Origin of the sequence: Arthrobacter sp. EPSL27 (assembly GCF_001512305.1) — a bacterium.
In the GTDB taxonomy this organism is placed as follows: Bacteria; Actinomycetota; Actinomycetes; order Actinomycetales; family Micrococcaceae; genus Arthrobacter.
The window spans coordinates 131,203-146,393 of sequence record NZ_LNUT01000004.1 but is presented as its reverse complement, the minus strand read 5'-3'; the positions used below and the strand labels follow the sequence as shown (position 1 = coordinate 146,393).

The 15,191-nt window shown below is 69.4% G+C and carries 17 protein-coding genes and 1 riboswitch; of the genes, 5 read left to right on the top strand and 12 right to left on the bottom strand.

Annotated elements, in window-relative coordinates; all coding sequences use genetic code 11:
* Nucleotides 1–2: 2 nt before the first annotated feature.
* On the top strand, nucleotides 3–728 hold the full coding sequence (locus AR539_RS05535; RefSeq protein WP_157360931.1) for a hypothetical protein: 726 nt from the start codon (nucleotides 3–5) through the stop codon (nucleotides 726–728).
* On the opposite strand, the gene AR539_RS05530 is transcribed toward AR539_RS05535, so the two are convergent.
* From AR539_RS05530 to AR539_RS05510, 5 genes are all read right to left on the bottom strand, one after another.
* A complete protein-coding gene (locus tag AR539_RS05530) occupies nucleotides 698–1,639 on the bottom strand; it encodes an EamA family transporter (RefSeq protein ID WP_082699207.1) in 942 nt (313 codons plus the stop codon). The genes AR539_RS05535 and AR539_RS05530 overlap by 31 nt on opposite strands.
* An 81-nt stretch (nucleotides 1,640–1,720) precedes the next feature.
* Entirely contained in the window at nucleotides 1,721–2,323 is a 603-nt protein-coding gene (locus AR539_RS05525; protein WP_066433390.1) for a hypothetical protein, read from the bottom strand.
* A 120-nt stretch (nucleotides 2,324–2,443) separates the two neighbouring features.
* A complete protein-coding gene (locus AR539_RS05520) occupies nucleotides 2,444–2,971 on the bottom strand; it encodes a SixA phosphatase family protein (RefSeq protein ID WP_066433387.1) in 528 nt (175 codons plus the stop codon).
* Nucleotides 2,972–3,026: 55 nt separating this feature from the next.
* Complete coding sequence (locus AR539_RS05515; protein ID WP_066433385.1) at nucleotides 3,027–3,230, bottom strand: dodecin family protein; 204 nt, start codon at nucleotides 3,228–3,230, stop codon at nucleotides 3,027–3,029.
* Nucleotides 3,231–3,388: 158 nt separating this feature from the next.
* Complete coding sequence (locus tag AR539_RS05510; protein WP_066433382.1) at nucleotides 3,389–4,252, bottom strand: winged helix-turn-helix domain-containing protein; 864 nt, start codon at nucleotides 4,250–4,252, stop codon at nucleotides 3,389–3,391.
* Nucleotides 4,253–4,876: 624 nt separating this feature from the next.
* Here AR539_RS05510 and AR539_RS05505 point away from each other — a divergent pair.
* From AR539_RS05505 to AR539_RS05495, 3 genes are all read left to right on the top strand, one after another.
* Complete coding sequence (locus tag AR539_RS05505; RefSeq protein WP_066433379.1) at nucleotides 4,877–5,617, top strand: response regulator transcription factor; 741 nt, start codon at nucleotides 4,877–4,879, stop codon at nucleotides 5,615–5,617.
* Between the two features lie 3 nt (nucleotides 5,618–5,620).
* The gene (locus AR539_RS05500; protein WP_066433377.1) at nucleotides 5,621–7,273 is read left to right on the top strand and encodes a sensor histidine kinase; all 1,653 of its coding nucleotides are present in this window, start codon (nucleotides 5,621–5,623) and stop codon (nucleotides 7,271–7,273) included.
* Nucleotides 7,274–7,417: 144 nt separating this feature from the next.
* A riboswitch (cyclic di-AMP (ydaO/yuaA leader) is annotated at nucleotides 7,418–7,578 on the top strand.
* Nucleotides 7,577–8,335 (top strand): hypothetical protein, encoded by a 759-nt coding sequence (locus AR539_RS05495; protein ID WP_066433374.1) that lies wholly within the window; start codon nucleotides 7,577–7,579, stop codon nucleotides 8,333–8,335. (Overlaps the previous riboswitch by 2 nt.)
* A 102-nt stretch (nucleotides 8,336–8,437) precedes the next feature.
* On the opposite strand, the gene AR539_RS05490 is transcribed toward AR539_RS05495, so the two are convergent.
* The 3 genes from AR539_RS05490 to AR539_RS05480 form a co-directional block, all read right to left on the bottom strand.
* Complete coding sequence (locus tag AR539_RS05490; protein ID WP_066433372.1) at nucleotides 8,438–8,815, bottom strand: VOC family protein; 378 nt, start codon at nucleotides 8,813–8,815, stop codon at nucleotides 8,438–8,440.
* Between the two features lie 95 nt (nucleotides 8,816–8,910).
* On the bottom strand, nucleotides 8,911–9,546 hold the full coding sequence (gene upp / locus AR539_RS05485) for a uracil phosphoribosyltransferase (protein WP_066433371.1): 636 nt from the start codon (nucleotides 9,544–9,546) through the stop codon (nucleotides 8,911–8,913).
* A 12-nt stretch (nucleotides 9,547–9,558) separates the two neighbouring features.
* On the bottom strand, nucleotides 9,559–10,476 hold the full coding sequence (locus AR539_RS05480) for a phosphatase PAP2 family protein (protein WP_231728502.1): 918 nt from the start codon (nucleotides 10,474–10,476) through the stop codon (nucleotides 9,559–9,561).
* Between the two features lie 62 nt (nucleotides 10,477–10,538).
* Between AR539_RS05480 and AR539_RS05475 the strand changes: the two genes are divergently transcribed.
* Entirely contained in the window at nucleotides 10,539–11,042 is a 504-nt protein-coding gene (locus tag AR539_RS05475) for a nucleoside deaminase (RefSeq protein WP_066433370.1), read from the top strand.
* 4 nt (nucleotides 11,043–11,046) lie between these two features.
* Here AR539_RS05475 and AR539_RS05470 read toward each other — a convergent pair whose 3' ends face one another.
* The 4 genes from AR539_RS05470 to AR539_RS05455 are packed head-to-tail and all read right to left on the bottom strand — an operon-like array spanning nucleotide 11,047 to nucleotide 14,915.
* Nucleotides 11,047–12,345, bottom strand: coding sequence for a DNA glycosylase AlkZ-like family protein (locus tag AR539_RS05470; RefSeq protein ID WP_331457473.1), 1,299 nt, complete (start codon nucleotides 12,343–12,345; stop codon nucleotides 11,047–11,049).
* Complete coding sequence (locus AR539_RS05465) at nucleotides 12,302–13,483, bottom strand: glycosyltransferase (protein WP_082699205.1); 1,182 nt, start codon at nucleotides 13,481–13,483, stop codon at nucleotides 12,302–12,304. The genes AR539_RS05470 and AR539_RS05465 overlap by 44 nt, the downstream gene beginning before the upstream one ends.
* Before the next feature lie 6 nt (nucleotides 13,484–13,489).
* Nucleotides 13,490–13,888: a 6-pyruvoyl trahydropterin synthase family protein gene (locus AR539_RS05460; RefSeq protein ID WP_066433367.1), complete on the bottom strand. Its 399-nt coding sequence runs from the start codon at nucleotides 13,886–13,888 to the stop codon at nucleotides 13,490–13,492.
* A 4-nt stretch (nucleotides 13,889–13,892) separates the two neighbouring features.
* Nucleotides 13,893–14,915 (bottom strand): zinc-dependent alcohol dehydrogenase, encoded by a 1,023-nt coding sequence (locus AR539_RS05455; RefSeq protein ID WP_066433365.1) that lies wholly within the window; start codon nucleotides 14,913–14,915, stop codon nucleotides 13,893–13,895.
* Between the last annotated feature and the right edge of the window lie 276 nt (nucleotides 14,916–15,191).

The following is a 15,191-nucleotide window of genomic DNA, read 5'->3' as shown; positions in this document are numbered from 1 at the left end:
ACATGGGTAACAGCGGAAAGATCGCCATCGGTGCGTTCCTCTCCGCATTGGCGCTCCTGGCCCTGACCGGCATCACACTCCATGAGACGGTATTCCTCTGGTTCCTGACGGCCTGCGCGGCTGCCTACGTGGCCTGCGTCTCGGAAGTGGTCATCCGGCGCCGGCACCGGACCCTGGCGGCCAGCGGAATCGGGAGCATCCTGTTCATTGCCTTTGGCATCGCGTTCCTTCGGCAGTGGGGCCTGGCTTTCAACGCCGATCCGGACGCGATATCCGCCCCGGTGGATTCCGAGCATCCGGACCTCTTCTTCTATCTTGCCGCCGGCTTCGGCGCAGCCACGCTGCTACTGCTGGTTGCCGGCACCGTCCTGCCGGCCAGGGGCAGGCGCCCCCGCGGCGCGGGCGCGTCCCCGCGCCGCAAGCCGGCAACGGGGGCCCGGCGGCCTGCGTCCAGGCCGGGAACCGGAAGGCCGGCTGCCCCCAGGCCCGCCGCATCCCGGGCTGCTGTGCCCCGGACGGCGGCGCCGCGGACGGCCGCACCCCGGACGGCGGCACGCCCCGCGGCCAGGTCCGCCGGCGGCAAGCCAGCCACCACCAAGGCTGGGACGAGCAAGGCGGGCACCGCCAAACCGGCCGGCACCGCGGCACGGTCCCAGCCGGAACGGTCCCAGCCGGCACGGCCCCGGCCCGCCACTACTCAGTCGGCCCGGACAGGCACCCGCCGCTGATCCCGTGGCGGCCGGTCCCGCCGTCGGACGGCCCGAGCCCGCGGATCCCAGGGCCGCAGCACCGCGATGGCAACCCCGGCGAGCAGCAGGGCGCCGCCGGTGATTTCCGCGGGAGTGGGCACTTCGCCCAGGACCAGCCACGCCGTGGTCATCCCCACCACCGGCACCAGCAGAGTGAACGGAACGACGGCGGAGGACGGGTACAGTCCCAGCAGCCGGTTCCAGATTCCGTAGCCCACAAGGGAGCCGAAGATGGCCGTGTAGAGCGCGCTCAACAAAGTGACGGGCTGGACGCCGGCCAGGGCCTGCGCCACCGCGGGCGGGCCGTCGACCAGCAGGGACAGGCCCAGCAGCGGCACCGGCACCACGGCCCCGGACCAGACCACCAGTCCCAGCCCCGACGCCGCCTTCGCCTTGCGGGCAACGATGTTGCCGGCGGCCCAGGACAGCGCGGCGGCCAGCACGATCATAAGCGGCAGCACAGGGGCCACGAGGCTGCGCCCGACGGCAACCACCGCGAGCCCGGCGACGCCCAGCACCACCCCGGCGAACTGCCGCCGGCTCGGACGCTCACCCAGGAAGCCGGCGGCCAGGAGCACGGTCAGCAGCACCTGCGCCTGCAGCACCAGCGATGCCAGGCCGGCCGGCATGCCCAGGGCCATGGCCAGGTACAGCAGCCCGAACTGTCCGGCGCTCATAAACAGCCCGACGCCGATGATGGCCTTCCAGCCGACGTCGGGCTTCCGGATGAAGAAGATGCACGGGACAACCACCAGGATGAACCGCATCGCCACGAACAACAGCGGCGGCATCTCCGCTCCGGGCGGGTGCAGGCCGAGGTCAATCGCGACAAAGTTGACGCCCCAAAGCACTGCGACGAGCAGGGCCAGGGCGGAATGGCGAGGGTTCACCCTGCCACTATGCCCGTTCCGGCCCTGCTCCGCCGCTGTTCGGGGGCTGCGCGCCGGAATTCCGCCGGCGCGGGTGCACGCTCAGAGGGTGCGGGGATAGTCGCCGCGGGGCTCATCGGTGTGCACCGTTTCCCGGGGCGCGGACCCCGGCGGCACCTGGGTTCCGGGCGTCTGGGTTCCGGGCGTCTGGGTTCCGGGCGTCTGGGTCTCCGGCACATGAGTTCCGGGCGCATGGGTTCCCGGCATCTGGCTCCCGGGCGTGGCGGCGGGCTGCTCGCCCGTGGCCGGGGTGCGGCCGCTGCGGTCCCGGCGGAGTTCCTCCGTGCCGGTGTGCGTCGCATCGCGTTCGGTGGTGACGACGTCGGGGTCCAGCTCATCAGCCTTTCGCAGCTGTTCCTGCGCACTGGCGCGGACCTTCTCCGCTTCCTGCTGACGCGCGGCGGCTTCCTCGCGGAGCCGCTCGGCTTCCACTTCGGCCTGCTTGGCGTCGGCCTCCGCCCTGGCGGCCTGCGCCTCACGTTCCCTGGCGGCGATTTGTTCGGTTTTGGCCTGTTCCCGCATTTCGACTGCCTTATTGCGGTCCGCCTCGACCTTGCGCTTGCGGCTGACCATGGTGGCCACCACCACGATCGCGATCACTACAACAATGCCGATGATGAGCCCGATGAGCTGTCCTGAATCCACGGTAAATCCGCCTTTTCTCCCGATCGCCATAAGTCCACGAGTAAACAGCATCAGTAAACCGCAGAATCGCCGGCATGACTATGCATCCGGCGCTCGGGCAAGGGCCGCCGCCCCGGCGCGCTACTTGGCCCGTGGAACCTTGAACTGCTTGAGCTTCGCGTCCTGGCCGTCCAGTTCCGCCCAGGATTTCTCCGTCTCCAGGACCGTCAGCGCGCTGGTGGGGTACCGCGTGGCGGCGTCCATGTAGGCGTCGTGGTTGGAGTCGCGTGACGCGAGGTGCATGGCGAGGTCCTGCACGCCGGGCATGTGCGAGATCACCAAAAGGGTGGTCACGGTGTCCGGGACGTGGTTGATGACTGCCAGCATCCGCGACGCCGAGGCGGCGTAGAGGCCGTCCTCGAGTTTCGGCGTCGGAGCCTTGTCGCCCAGCTCGCTGCAGACCCATGTGCAGGTCTGCCGGGTGCGCAGGGCGCTGGAGCAGAGGATGAAATCGGGGATTACGCCGTGCTTGACCAGCCATTTGCCGGCCTGCGGGGCGTCCCGGTGGCCGCGCTCTTCGAGCGGCCGGTCATGGTCCGCCACGCCGCCGGGCCAGTCAGCCTTGGCGTGGCGCATAATCACCAGCCGTTTGATGTGATGCGCGCTCATGGACCAATCCTAGTGCGGCAGTTGGCCCGCGGGCGCGCATCCCATCGGCGGCCGCTCAGTCCTCAAGGACGAAGGTCACTTCCAGCACAACGTGCCAGGCCACGATTGCGCCGTCGTTGATTTCGACCTTCTGTTCCTTTACCCATGCACCCGTGACGTTGCGCAGGGTTTTGTTTGCCCGGTCCACGCCTTCCGTGATGGCAGCCTCAAACGAGGTTTTGGAGTTCGCGCTGAGGGTAGTAATCCGTGCAACTGACATGTCTTCCTCCCAATAGTCGGCCCAACGCTCCGAGACTACGCCGGACCCACCCAACGCAACAGACTCAACTCAGAAGGGTCCGGCGGCGGCCCGCAGCCGCCAACGCAAAGCGCCCGCACCCCGGTGGGGGTACGGGCGCTGTCGCGCGGGGGTGAAGGCTAGATGGAGTATTCCGGAGCGGCCCAGACCACAACTTCGGGGTGCTCGTAGAAGCGGTAGCCCTGGCCGCGGACCGTGCGCACGGTGTTGGCCAGCCGGCCCAGCTTGGAGCGCAGGCGGCGGATGTGGACGTCGATGGTGCGCTCGTTGGGTACCTCTTCGGCGTTCCGCCAGAGTCCTTCCAGCAGCTCGTCGCGGCCCACGGTGCGGGTGCCGTTCTCGACGAGGTAGTTGAGGAGCTCGAACTCCTTGAACGTCAGGTTCAGGGATTCGCCGTCGAGCGCCACCTCGCGGCGGGCGAGGTCGATCAGCACGCCGGAAGGACGCGGGTCCTGCGGCTGCTGGAGGCGGGCGGACTCGGAGCGCTGGCGGGCTCCCACCGTGGGGTCACCGAAGGTGGAGCGGACGACGTCGAGCGCGGAACCCGGGGCGCTGGCCGGCGCAACGGCGACGGCGGCGTAGCTCTCGGCACCGGACACGAGGGACTGGGCGTACGCCCGGATTTCCTGGGCAAGCTTGGCAATGGAGGTGCCGGCAGCGGCCGCGGTTTCCTCATCGATCCCCATGTAGAGCACAAAACCGCGGGCCACGTTGTCGCTGGCGACGGGACGCACGGGGCTGCCTTCGCCGGGGGCAATCACGGGGGTAGGTGCCGTGACCGGGGCCGGCGGGACGGCGCGGAGCTGTCCGTAGGAGTTGGGGTTGTAGCCCTGCGGCGCGTAGCCGGGAGCGGGGAAACCGGCGCCGGATCCGGCGGGGGCAAAGGAGCCCCGGCCGCTGAAGCCCTGGCGGATGCCGGAGGCCTGGCCGGCCTTGCTGGCATTACGGACGGAGATGTGGACGTATCCGGATGCAACTGTCATGGATTGCTTACCTCAATGTGAATGGCCGTCATCGCGGCTCGAATGCTTTTTCCCCGCAATGAAAACTGGGGAGGGGCGCCCGACGCTGGGCTGGGGGCGAATGCCTAGAAACTCCTGGGGTGTAAAAGTTAGGCGTGCATTCGACAACAGCGCTTTTCAGTACCAGCGGGTGCGCTGATCCAAAAAACTGCGGCTGCAGGAGCTGTTGAGTTCTTGTTCACAATTGAAGTGTGCAACGTAACAATGAAAACTTGCAAGTAACAATGGACCGAAAAGTCCACTATGCGAGACGAAAGCGCCAAGTGTCGCATAGATCACAATTCTGCGCCACGGATAAAATAACAACTGTTCTGCTTTGCGGGGGCGCCAAAGCGGCCAAAGCCGAACATCATTCGCCAAAGTGCGCATATTTCGGGCCGTCATTCAGAAACTGCCCAAACCGCCAAACCCTTCGCATGTTTACCTCTGGGCCCGCTCCGTCCCACATCGTGGTCACTTCCTGCGCCGCGAAATTCCGCCCCGCGCCCCGAGGTTCCGGGGCGCCCAGCTCGCTAGGCTGGGATTCACAGGTGCCGCACAGGATCCCCAAAGCAGCACCTCAACGGCAGATCGGAGAGTAGTCCCATGGCCACCCCGCACTCCATGACCAACAACCTCCCCCAGCTCACGCATCCGGACGGTTCGCCCATCCGCGCCCTGGTTGTGGACGACGAACCAAGCCTCTCCGAACTGATGAGCATGGGCCTGCGGATGGCCGGGTGGTCCGTTGCCGTCGCCGCCGACGGCCCCGAAGCGGTGAAGCTTGCCAAGGAATTCCGCCCCGACGTGCTAGTGCTCGACGTGATGCTTCCCGGGTTCGACGGCGTCGAGCTGCTGGGCAGGATTCGCGCCTTCGCGCCGGAGGTGCCCGCGCTGTTCCTGACGGCGAAGGACGCCGTCCAGGACCGCATCACCGGACTGGCCGCGGGCGGGGACGACTACGTGACCAAACCGTTCAGCATGGAGGAGGTGCTGCTGCGGCTGCACCGGCTGGTCCAGCGCTCCGGCGTGGCCGCGATGGACACCGCCGAGCTGGTGGTGGGTGACCTCGTCCTGAACATCGATACACGCGAAGTGCGGCGCGCGGGCGAAGAACTGCACCTCACGGCCACCCAGTTCGAACTGCTGCGCTACCTGATGGAGAACCCGAAACGGGTGGTCAGCAAGGCCCAGATCCTGGACCGGGTCTGGGACTACGACTTCGGCGGCCAGGCCAACATCGTCGAGCTGTACATCTCCTACCTCCGCAAAAAGGTCGATGCCGTCCACCCGCCCATGATACACACCGTGCGGGGCGCCGGCTATGTCCTGAAACCGGCGGACTGATCCGTGCCCCCGCACCCCGGCGCCGTCCGGCCACCCGGGCCCAACTGGCGCAATCCGTCCACGTGGCACCTGCGCACCCGGCTGGTCCTCGTGGCCATGGCCCTGCTCGTGGCGATCTGTGGTGCAGTCGGGATTGTCAGCTACGCCTCCATGGACTACTTCCTGACCCGGCAGCTCGACGACCAGCTGGTGCAGGCGGCGGCCCGGGCGCGCGACTTTGGCCGTTCGGGCGGCCGCGCCGACCCGGCCGAGGCACGCATCGGCACGCTTAACGCGAGGATCGACGATGATTCTGTCCGCAGCGCCGGATTCCTGGCTGAGGACGGCACCCGCGAACCCCTCACCGACGAGGATGACGAAGCGCTCCTGGACCTCAGCCCGCGGAGCGAACCGGTCAACCGGACGTTGTCCGCCGGCGCCTTCCGGCTGGTGGCGGCGGAAGCGCCCGACGGCGACGTGCTCATCACCGGGCTCCCCCTCGAGGACAAGAAGAACACGCTGGCCTCCCTGGTGTGGACCATGGTGATCGTCTCCGCCGGGGGCCTGCTGGTGATCGGCCTGGCCGGGACGGCACTGATCCGCCGGACCATGAAGCCGCTGGATCAGCTTTCCGAGGTGGCAACGCAGGTCTCGCGCCTGCCGCTGGACGCCGGCGAGGTGGCTCTTGCCGTCCGGGTGCCGGAGTCGGCTGCGCATCCGGGCACGGAGGTGGGCAGCGTGGGCCATGCCCTGAACCTGATGCTGGACAACGTCTCCAATGCCCTCCAGGCGCGGCAGGAGAGCGAGATGAAGGTCCGCCAGTTCGTGGCGGACGCCTCGCATGAGCTGCGCACGCCCCTGACCGCCATCCGCGGCTACACCGAGCTGATGCGGATGACCGAGCACTTCACCCCCGACGGCCAGAAGTCGCTGGCCCGCGTGCAGAGCCAATCCGAACGGATGACCACCCTGGTGGAGGACCTGCTCCTGCTCGCCCGGCTGGATGAGGGGCAGCCGCTCAAACTCAGCGACGTGGACCTCACCCAGCTGGCGGTTGAGACAGTCACTGACGAGAAGGTGATGGCGCCGGACCGCATCTGGCACCTTGAGCTCCCCGACGAGCCGGTGGTGGTCCGCGGCGACGCGACGCAGCTCCACCAGGTGCTGGCCAACCTGCTCTCCAACGCCCGCAAGCACACCGGCCCGGGAACCACGGTGGTGACGGGTGTGCAGCGCGCCCCGGACGGCAGCGCCGTGGTGACCGTGACGGACAGCGGTCCCGGGATCGCCCCCGAGTTTGTGGGGCGGGTGTTTGCCCGCTTCACCCGGGCGGACGCTTCCCGGAAGAATCCCGTGGCGGTCACGACTCCGGCACCAAACCGGCAGCCTGTGGCGCACCTGCCGCTGCGCCCGCCGCGGCTGCCCGCCGCCGCTGCATCGCCGGGATCACCCGCCGCAGCCCCGGCAGCGCCGGCGACGGCTCCTGTCGCGACGGCCCCTGTCCCGTCGGCCCCTGCTGCGCCGGTCCCTGTTGCGTCGGCGGAAGGAACCAGTGGGCTGGGGCTCTCCATCGTGCAGTCCATTGTGGAGGCGCACGGCGGCACCGTCAGCGTGACGTCCGTTCCCGGCCGGACCCAATTCACGGTGCGGCTGCCCGTCGCCAAGCCGGCGACCTGATCCGCGCCCGGCGGCGCAAGGCGAAACGCCGCCGTCGTGATCCCCGTTACCAAAATGTGACTTGAGCGGCGGGGTCCTGTACCGTTTTTAGAGTGCGGCCATCGCTAGGGCCGCATATCCGGATGTACGCCAAACTCTGCCGCCTCCCGGATTCCGCTGGACCAGGCAGAGGCGGGGGACCCAGAGTTCCCGGGCATTTCTGCATCTTGCACCCTTGGGGTGAAGCCGACACGTGAGATTCCGTGCGGCCGGATGACCTCATCCGAACCCGACAGCTAACTCCGCAGGCGTTGAGAGGCGATCATGACTGACTTCAAGGCACATTCGCGCCCTGACGGGGCTGCACGCAAAACCCATACCGAGCGTTCACGGCACCGCGCCGAACCTTCTGCACCCGCGTCAACCCGGACGCGTTCAAACTCGAGGTGGGTCAGGAACTTCGGGGCTACGGGCCGCCGGGCCGCCGTGGTTGCCGCCGCCTGCGCAGTGCTGGTGGGGGTCGGCGCGGCCGGACAGGCGTCCGAGACGGCCGCCCGCAACACTGCCGCCGGCAGTTCTGCCGTCACGACGGCGGATCCCCTGACGCAGCTGGACTTTGAGCGCGTCCGGGTCGACAACCAGGTCCCCGCCCTCCCGGCAGCCCCGGCCGCCGAGGTGAAGCCCGCCGAGGCTCCCGCCGCGCCGGCAGCCCCCGCACCCGCCGCTCCCGCGCCCGCAGCGGCGCCGGCACCGGCTCCTGAACCGGTTGCCGTCAACGATCCCGCCGGCGCGCAGGCCTACGCGGCCAGCCAGCTGGGCGCTTACGGCTGGGCTCCGAGCCAGATGCAGTGCCTGATGAAGCTCTGGACGAAGGAATCGGACTGGGAGACCACCGCGACGAATCCCACCAGCGGCGCCTACGGCGTGGTGCAGTCCCTGCCGGCCGAGAAGATGGCCAGCGCCGGTGCCGACTACCGGACCAACTACCGGACCCAGATCAACTGGGGCCTGGAGTACGTCAAGGACCGCTACGGTTCCCCGTGCGGCGCACTGAACTTCCACTACGCCAACAACTGGTACTAAACACCGTTGCGGCAGCGCAGGGCCCCGGATCCGCTGGATCCGGGGCCCTGCGCGTCTCTGCGGATCCTTGGGTCTGTTCCCGGGGCCTGTTCCCCGGGCCGCTTAGCCGTTGGGGCGGTTGGGGATGTACTGCACACCCCATTTGTTGCCGTCGGGATCGGCGAAGTAGACGAAGTGGCCCCAGTCCTGGACGTCGATGTCGCTGACGTCCACCCCGTTGTCCTTGAGCTGGCGGTGCGCGGCCTGGATGTCGCTGACCACCAGCTGCAGGCCGGGCGCAGTGCCGGGCGGGGCGTCGTTGAGGCCCTCGCCGATCGCAATGGAGCAGCCGGAGCCCGGCGGGGTCAGCTGGACGAAGCGGATGCCGTCCGCGGGCCGCTCGTCGTAGTCGGGGTTGAACCCGACCTTGTTGACGTAGAAGTCCTTGGCGCGGTCGACGTCGGACACCGGGACAAAGACGAGTTCAAGTTTCCAGTCCATGGGGCACAGGCTAGTCCCGTGCAGGGGTTTCCGGTAGGGCAGCGACTAACCCGCGGATACAGCGGCCGGGGCGGACTCCGCGGTCGGGCAGCTGGTTAGCCGGCCACTCCGTAGAGGCGGTCGCCGGCGTCGCCCAGGCCCGGAACGATGTAGGACTTTTCGTTCAGTTTCTCGTCAATGGAGGCCAGGACGATCGTCACGTTGGCGTCGGCCAGCTCTTCCTCGAGCTTGGCCAGGCCCTCGGGGGCGGCCAGGAGGCAGATGCAGGTGACGTCGGAGGCGCCGCGCTTGAAGAGGAACTTGATGGCTTCACGCAGGGTGCCGCCGGTGGCAAGCATGGGGTCCAGGACGAAGATCTGCCGGTCGGTGAGGTCCTCGGGGAGGCGCTCGGCGTAGGTGATGATGTCCAGGGTCTCTTCGTCGCGGGCCATGCCCAGGAAGCCGACCTCGGCGGTGGGAACCAGCTTGGTCATGCCTTCCAGCATGCCGAGGCCTGCGCGCAGGATAGGGACCACCAGCGGGGTGGGCTTGGTGAACGCGGTGCCCACGGTGGTGCTGACCGGGGTTTCGATGGTGACGGGTTCGGTGCGGACTTCGCGGGTGGCCTCGTACGCCAGGAGCGTTACGAGTTCCTCGGTGAGCTGGCGGAAGACCGGGGACGGGGTGTTCTTGTCCCGCAGAACGGTGAGCTTATGGGCGACCAGCGGGTGGTCCACAACGAAAGTGCGCATGGGTCAAAACTATCACCCGGCGGGCGGCGGCCCGCCCCTGGAACCCCGGGCGCCGACGTCGCGCGCAGTGGTGCCGGCGTCCGGCGTGGTGGCGCCGCGGGCGGTGCCGTCTCCCCCTGCGTCGCTGGCGGCGCTGCCCCCAGCGGCGCGGGCTTCGGGCCCGGCATCCTTGTGGTCGGCGCGGCCGTCACGCAGGTGCGCCGGGTGGTCGAACGTGGGGGCGGGGCCTGCATGTTCCCGGTGCCGGAGCACGTGGAAGAGCCGGTGGGCCAGGATCACGATGCCCAGCCACGCAAGGCCCAGCAGCCAGGCGGCGATCACATCGGTCATCCAGTGGTGCCCGAGGAACACCCGGCTCAGGCCCATGGCCAGCACGAAGACGAGGCCCCCGGCGATGACGGCGATGCGCGCCAAGGTCTTTTTGAGCTGCAGGCAGGTCAGGTAGACCAGGACGCCGATCACCACGGTGGAGTTGAGGGCGTGGCCGCTGGGGAAGGACGGGGAGGTCTCGTACGGCGGGACAGCGTTGATGAAGTCCGGCCGCGTGCGGCCCACGAGGTTCTTGCTGAAGGTCGTGGCGAGAATGGACACGGTCGCTGCGCCGCCCACCAGGATGATGGGCCGCCACGTGCGGTTCACCCAGGTGAGCCAGGCGGTGAGGATGCTCGCCAGGATGGGCATTCCAATGCTTCCGCCGATGTTCGTGAAGCCGGTCACGGCGGCGTTGAGCGTCGGGGTCCGCAGGTCCTCGGCGAGGGCAAGGGCCGGTTTGTCCAGGTTCGCCAGCCCGGCTTCGTCAACGACGCTGTCGTAGACTTCAGCACCGAGGAGGGCCAGGATGACCACGATGGTCCCGCCAACGAGCATGGTGATCCACAAGGCCGCATAGGGGACAACCCATTTGCCCCAGCGATCGGTAAAGGCACTCACTGCTGTCTCCCGACTTTAAACTGCTTCCCAGCTTGCTTAGTATTCGAAACTATCATTGACCAATGACTTCCCCCGAGCCCCTGCATGCCGAATGGATGGGCCTTGCCCTGGCGGAGGCGCGGGCTGCGCTGACGACGGCGGACGTTCCGATCGGCGCCGTCGTCATAGGCCCCGACGGCGCCGTGCTCGGCCGCGGGCGCAACGAGCGCGAGGCGCTGGGGGATCCGACGGCGCACGCGGAGATGGTGGCCATACGCCAGGCCGCGGCCCGGCTGCAGGAGCTCAGCGCCCAGGGCGGCAGGGCTGCTGACGGGTGGCGGCTGGAGGACTGCACCCTGGTGGTGACGCTGGAACCGTGCGCCATGTGCGCGGGGGCGGTGGTGCTGGCCCGGATCCCGCGGGTGGTGTTCGGGGCCTGGGATGAGAAGGCCGGGGCCGCGGGCTCCGTCTTTGACATCCTCCGCGAGCGCCGGCTGAACCACTGGGTGGAGGTGTACGGCGGGGTCCGCGAGCAGGAGTGCGCAACGCTCCTGCGGGATTTCTTTGCCGGGCACCGGGGCGCCTGAGCCGTTATTTGCCCGGGCCTGCTGCGGCTGCTGCGAGGCCGTCGATCCGCTTTTGCCGGGTGGCCGGTGAGTCGAGGCTGAAGGCCCGGAAGTCGCCCAGGTCCTCGCGGATCCACTCCTCGACGTCGGCGATCCTCTGCCTCACAGCGGCGGTGGCGCCGTGGAACACCCAGGGCACGATCCGTTCCGCGCCGGGATCGTACTGCCACAGCCCGATGATGCGGCCCCGGTCCACGATGGGGTGGTCCGGCAGGTCGGCCTGCAGGGCGAGTGAGTCCAGGGCGTTGGTGTGCAGGTCTTCCTCATCCAGCAGGTCGGCCGCGTTGCGCCGCAGCAGGGTGAGGGCATCCGTTCCCGCGAGCAGCTGGATCTGCTCGTCCGCCGGTTCCTTGAAGTCCGCCAGCTGTTCGACGTCGTCGGGCAGCATCCACAGCGTCTCCCCCGCCGCGGTGGGAACCTCCACGGCGGCGGCCGAGGCCAGCGCCGCTTTGGTCTGGGCCACCGTGAACGCGGTGAACCACTGGGACTGCTGGAACGTGGCACCGCCGGTCCAGCCCAGATAGCGGCGGACCAGCTCTGCGCGGGCCTCGTCGTCGTCGAGGGGGCTGGGCGGCAGGTTCCACAGTTCGTAGGCGTAGCGCTGCTGGTCGAGGCGGCCGGTGGCCGGGACCCTGCGGATCCGGCCCTGGGACTGCAGCACGCCGAGGGCCGTGGGCAGCGTGGTGGTGGCGCCCTTCTTCTTGCCCTCCTCGCCCAGGTTGCGCACCGATTCGCCCAGTTCCTCCTTGAGCTGCCGCGGGTCCAGCGGGACGGCGGCCTCGGCAAGGACGTGCAGCACCTGCTCCTCGAGCAGGGTGATTTCGCCGCGGTCCACGCCGAGCCTGCCCACCACTTTGACGGCGGATTCTGCGGCGTCCCGGCCCAGCTGCAGCGCCCAGGCGAAGTCGTCCTGGCCCAGCACGTAGGTGCAGCCGCGCGCCGTCGGGAGTTCCAGGATGCGGCGTTCCAGGACATCGGCGTCCACCTGTGCGCGGCGGATGCCGGCGCGGGCGAACAGCGTGAGGTAGGGGTTGGCACCGCCCACGGAGCGCGCCCAGCCGGCCCGGGCGAACACCTGCTCCGCGGTGCAGCCGGCCAGCGAGCCGTCCAGGCCCTGCCGGTGCCAGGACCAGGCGCGGAGCCGCTCCCGGGTGAGGGCCCTTGCCGGCGGCGCGTTCACTGCCAGCGACTGCGTGGGAGAAGGCTGCGGCGTCATGGGGTCATTGTCCACCAGCAGGTGCGGCAGGGGAATCGCCTGCGGCACCCTTTTCCTCGGGCGTTGCCAGCGGCTGCACTGCCGGGTGGTGCGGGTCCAGGGCCGCCAGGACGGCCCGGGCGGTGGCGTCCCAGCCGGGCAGCCGGCCCCGGGCCTCCAGCGCCGCGGCCCGCCAGCCGGAACGGACGCCGGGGTCCGACAGCCAGCGCCGCAGCACCTGCGCGAGGGGTGCAGGGTCCGCGTCCAGCGCGACGGCGGTGCCCGGCAGGGGTGATCCCGCACCTTCTGCGACGGCGGGGGCGCCGGCGGCGAGCGCCTCGACCGCGCCGGTCCCGGCCCGGACCACCACGGGCACACCCCGGGCGATGGACTCCGTCACCACCAGCCCGTAGGTCTCGGCCCGTGAGATGAGGAGGCTGAGGCCGGCAGCGTCCCATTCGGCCGCGAGCGCCGCTCCGCGCAGCTCCCCGGGGATCCGGATGCGGTCCTGCAGCCCCAGCCGCTGCACGGTGCCGCGCAGGTGCGCGGCGTAGGCCGGGTCCGCGGTGTCGGCGCCGATCAGGGACGCGGTCCACGGCAGGTCGGCCAGCGCCTGCAGGGCGGCGAGGAGCAGGGCCTGGTCTTTGTTCGGCAGCAGGGCGGCCACGGCCACCAGGTGCGGCGGCCCGGATCCTTCAGAGAGCGCGCCGGCGGACAGCGGGGCGCGGTCCGTCCCCGGCAGGGCGACCAGGATCCCGTCCAGCCCGTGCCGGGCCCGGGTCCGGGCTGCTGCCGAGGTGCTGGTGCAGATCACCCCGGCAGCCGCCTGAAGCGACTGCCGTTCGAGCTCGGCTTCACCATGCCCGGTGTCGTCGAGCGGCATGTGCAGCAGGATCCACGCGGGCAGGCCGGCGGCACGGGCTGCTGCCAGCGCCTCGGGCGCCCCGCAGGCGAGGAGCCCGTCGACGACCGTGACGGTGCTGCCGGCGGCGGCACCGTCAGTGCCGGCCGCCGCACCGCCGTCGTCGCACAACGCAGCGGCCAGCCGCTGCCGGTCCTCCGCGCTGCCCACCGGCCAGCCGCCGTCGAGCATGCAGGTCTGCACCTCCACGCCCAGGGCCGCGAGCTCCCGGGCCAGGGCGGCGTTGTAGACGTTGCCGCCGGAGTTGTGGCGCACGTTGCCGGGCACCACCAAGCGGATACGCATTGGGGCCTAGCTGGCCTCGAAGTCGAGCGAGTAGCTGGCCCAGGCGTCCGGGGTTTCGCGGAGGGTGACTTCAAGCCCCGCGAGTTCTCGGCCGTCGGCGCCGGGGCGGATCTTTGCGGCCACAGCGTCGGCCACGTACTGGGCCAGCGCTTCGGTGGTGCTGAGCCGGCCGGCGAAGTCCGGGTGCTCGTCCAGGTTCTTGTAGTTCAGGCCCTCCAGGATGCCGTCCAGCACGTCGCCGGCCTCGCCGATGTCCAGGACGATCGAGTCCTCATTGAGACTCCGGCGGCGGAAGGTCACTTCCGTGACGAAGGTGGCGCCGTGCATGCCCTGGGCCGGGCCGAAGGCGGGGCGGGGCAGGCTGTGGGCGATCATGAAGTTGCGGCGGACGGTCAGGCTGAACACGGATTTACCTCGTGGCTTCTGTGGTGGCGGGGTATTCGATGACATGGCAAAGGGCGTCGAGTGTGCCGTCGGAGAGCTGCTGGACGACGCCGGGCAGGTCCTTGAGGGAGGACGCTCCGGTGAGGAAGGCGTCGAAGCCGGAGTCGCGCAGCAGGGAGACGGCGAGTTCGAGCCGGTCGGCGTTGGTGCGGCGGTGCCGGCGCGCGCGGGCCACGACGCCCACCTGGCTGGCGCGGATGGAGAGCCTGCGGGCGTGGAAGTCCTCCCCCAGCGGCACGGTGACGTTGCGGTCGGCGTACCAGGACATTTCGATGACGTCGCCGTCGTCGCCGGCGAGCTGCAGGGCGCGTGCAAGGCCTTCCTGCGAGGCGGAGCAGTGGATCACGATGTCGCAGTCCGGCAGGGCGTCGTCGGGGTGGCTGAACTCGACGCCGAGGGTCTCGGCGAACGCCCGCTTGGCGGGGTCGACGTCCACCAGCTGCAGCCGGGACAGCGGGAACGTGCTGAGGAGCTTGGCCACCATGCCGCCGACGAGGCCGGCGCCGATCACGGCGACCCGGTCGCCAAGGCGGGGGCCGGCCTCCCAGATCCCGTTGATGGCGGTCTCCACCGTGCCGGTGAGCACGGCGCGGCGGGCGGGAACGTCTTCCGGGACATCGGTGAGTGATTCCGTGGGGACGATGTAGCGGTCCTGGTGCGGGTAAAGGCAGAAGACGGTCTTGCCGAGCCAGTCCGCCGGGCCGTCCTCGACGACGCCGACGGAGAGGTAGCCGAACTTCACCGGGGACGGGAACGAGCCCTCCTGGTTCGGGGCCGCCATCTCCTCGGCCACGCACTCCGGCACCCGGGCGTTATGGACCACCAGTTCGGTGCCCTTGCTGATGCCCGAGAACAGGGTTCGGACCAGCGCCTCGCCGGGGCCAGGGCCGGGCAGGTCCTCGCGCCGGAGCTCCCCCTTTTCCGGGCCGACGGTCCAGTATGCGGTGGCGGTGCTGTGCTGTGGTGGTTGTGCGGCTGAGTTAGTCATCTTGCTGTCGAATCTAGTCCCCTGCCCAGTTGCGGGAAAGTCATGCCCAATTAGTTCGACCGGATTACCGGAGGAGCGGACGGGCGCTTTCCTCACCCTGTGCGAGTCGGCACTGGGGTCTGCGAGCCCAGCGAGGTCCCGACAGCGGCCGTTGCTTGGAGCGATCTCATCATCGCTTGGATTTGGGCATGCTCGCCAGATGATGTGTATGCCTTTGCCTCCGCCATGGTTCCAAAATCGCGGTGGGCAGAGAAAACTATTGGCCGTAGAGAATCG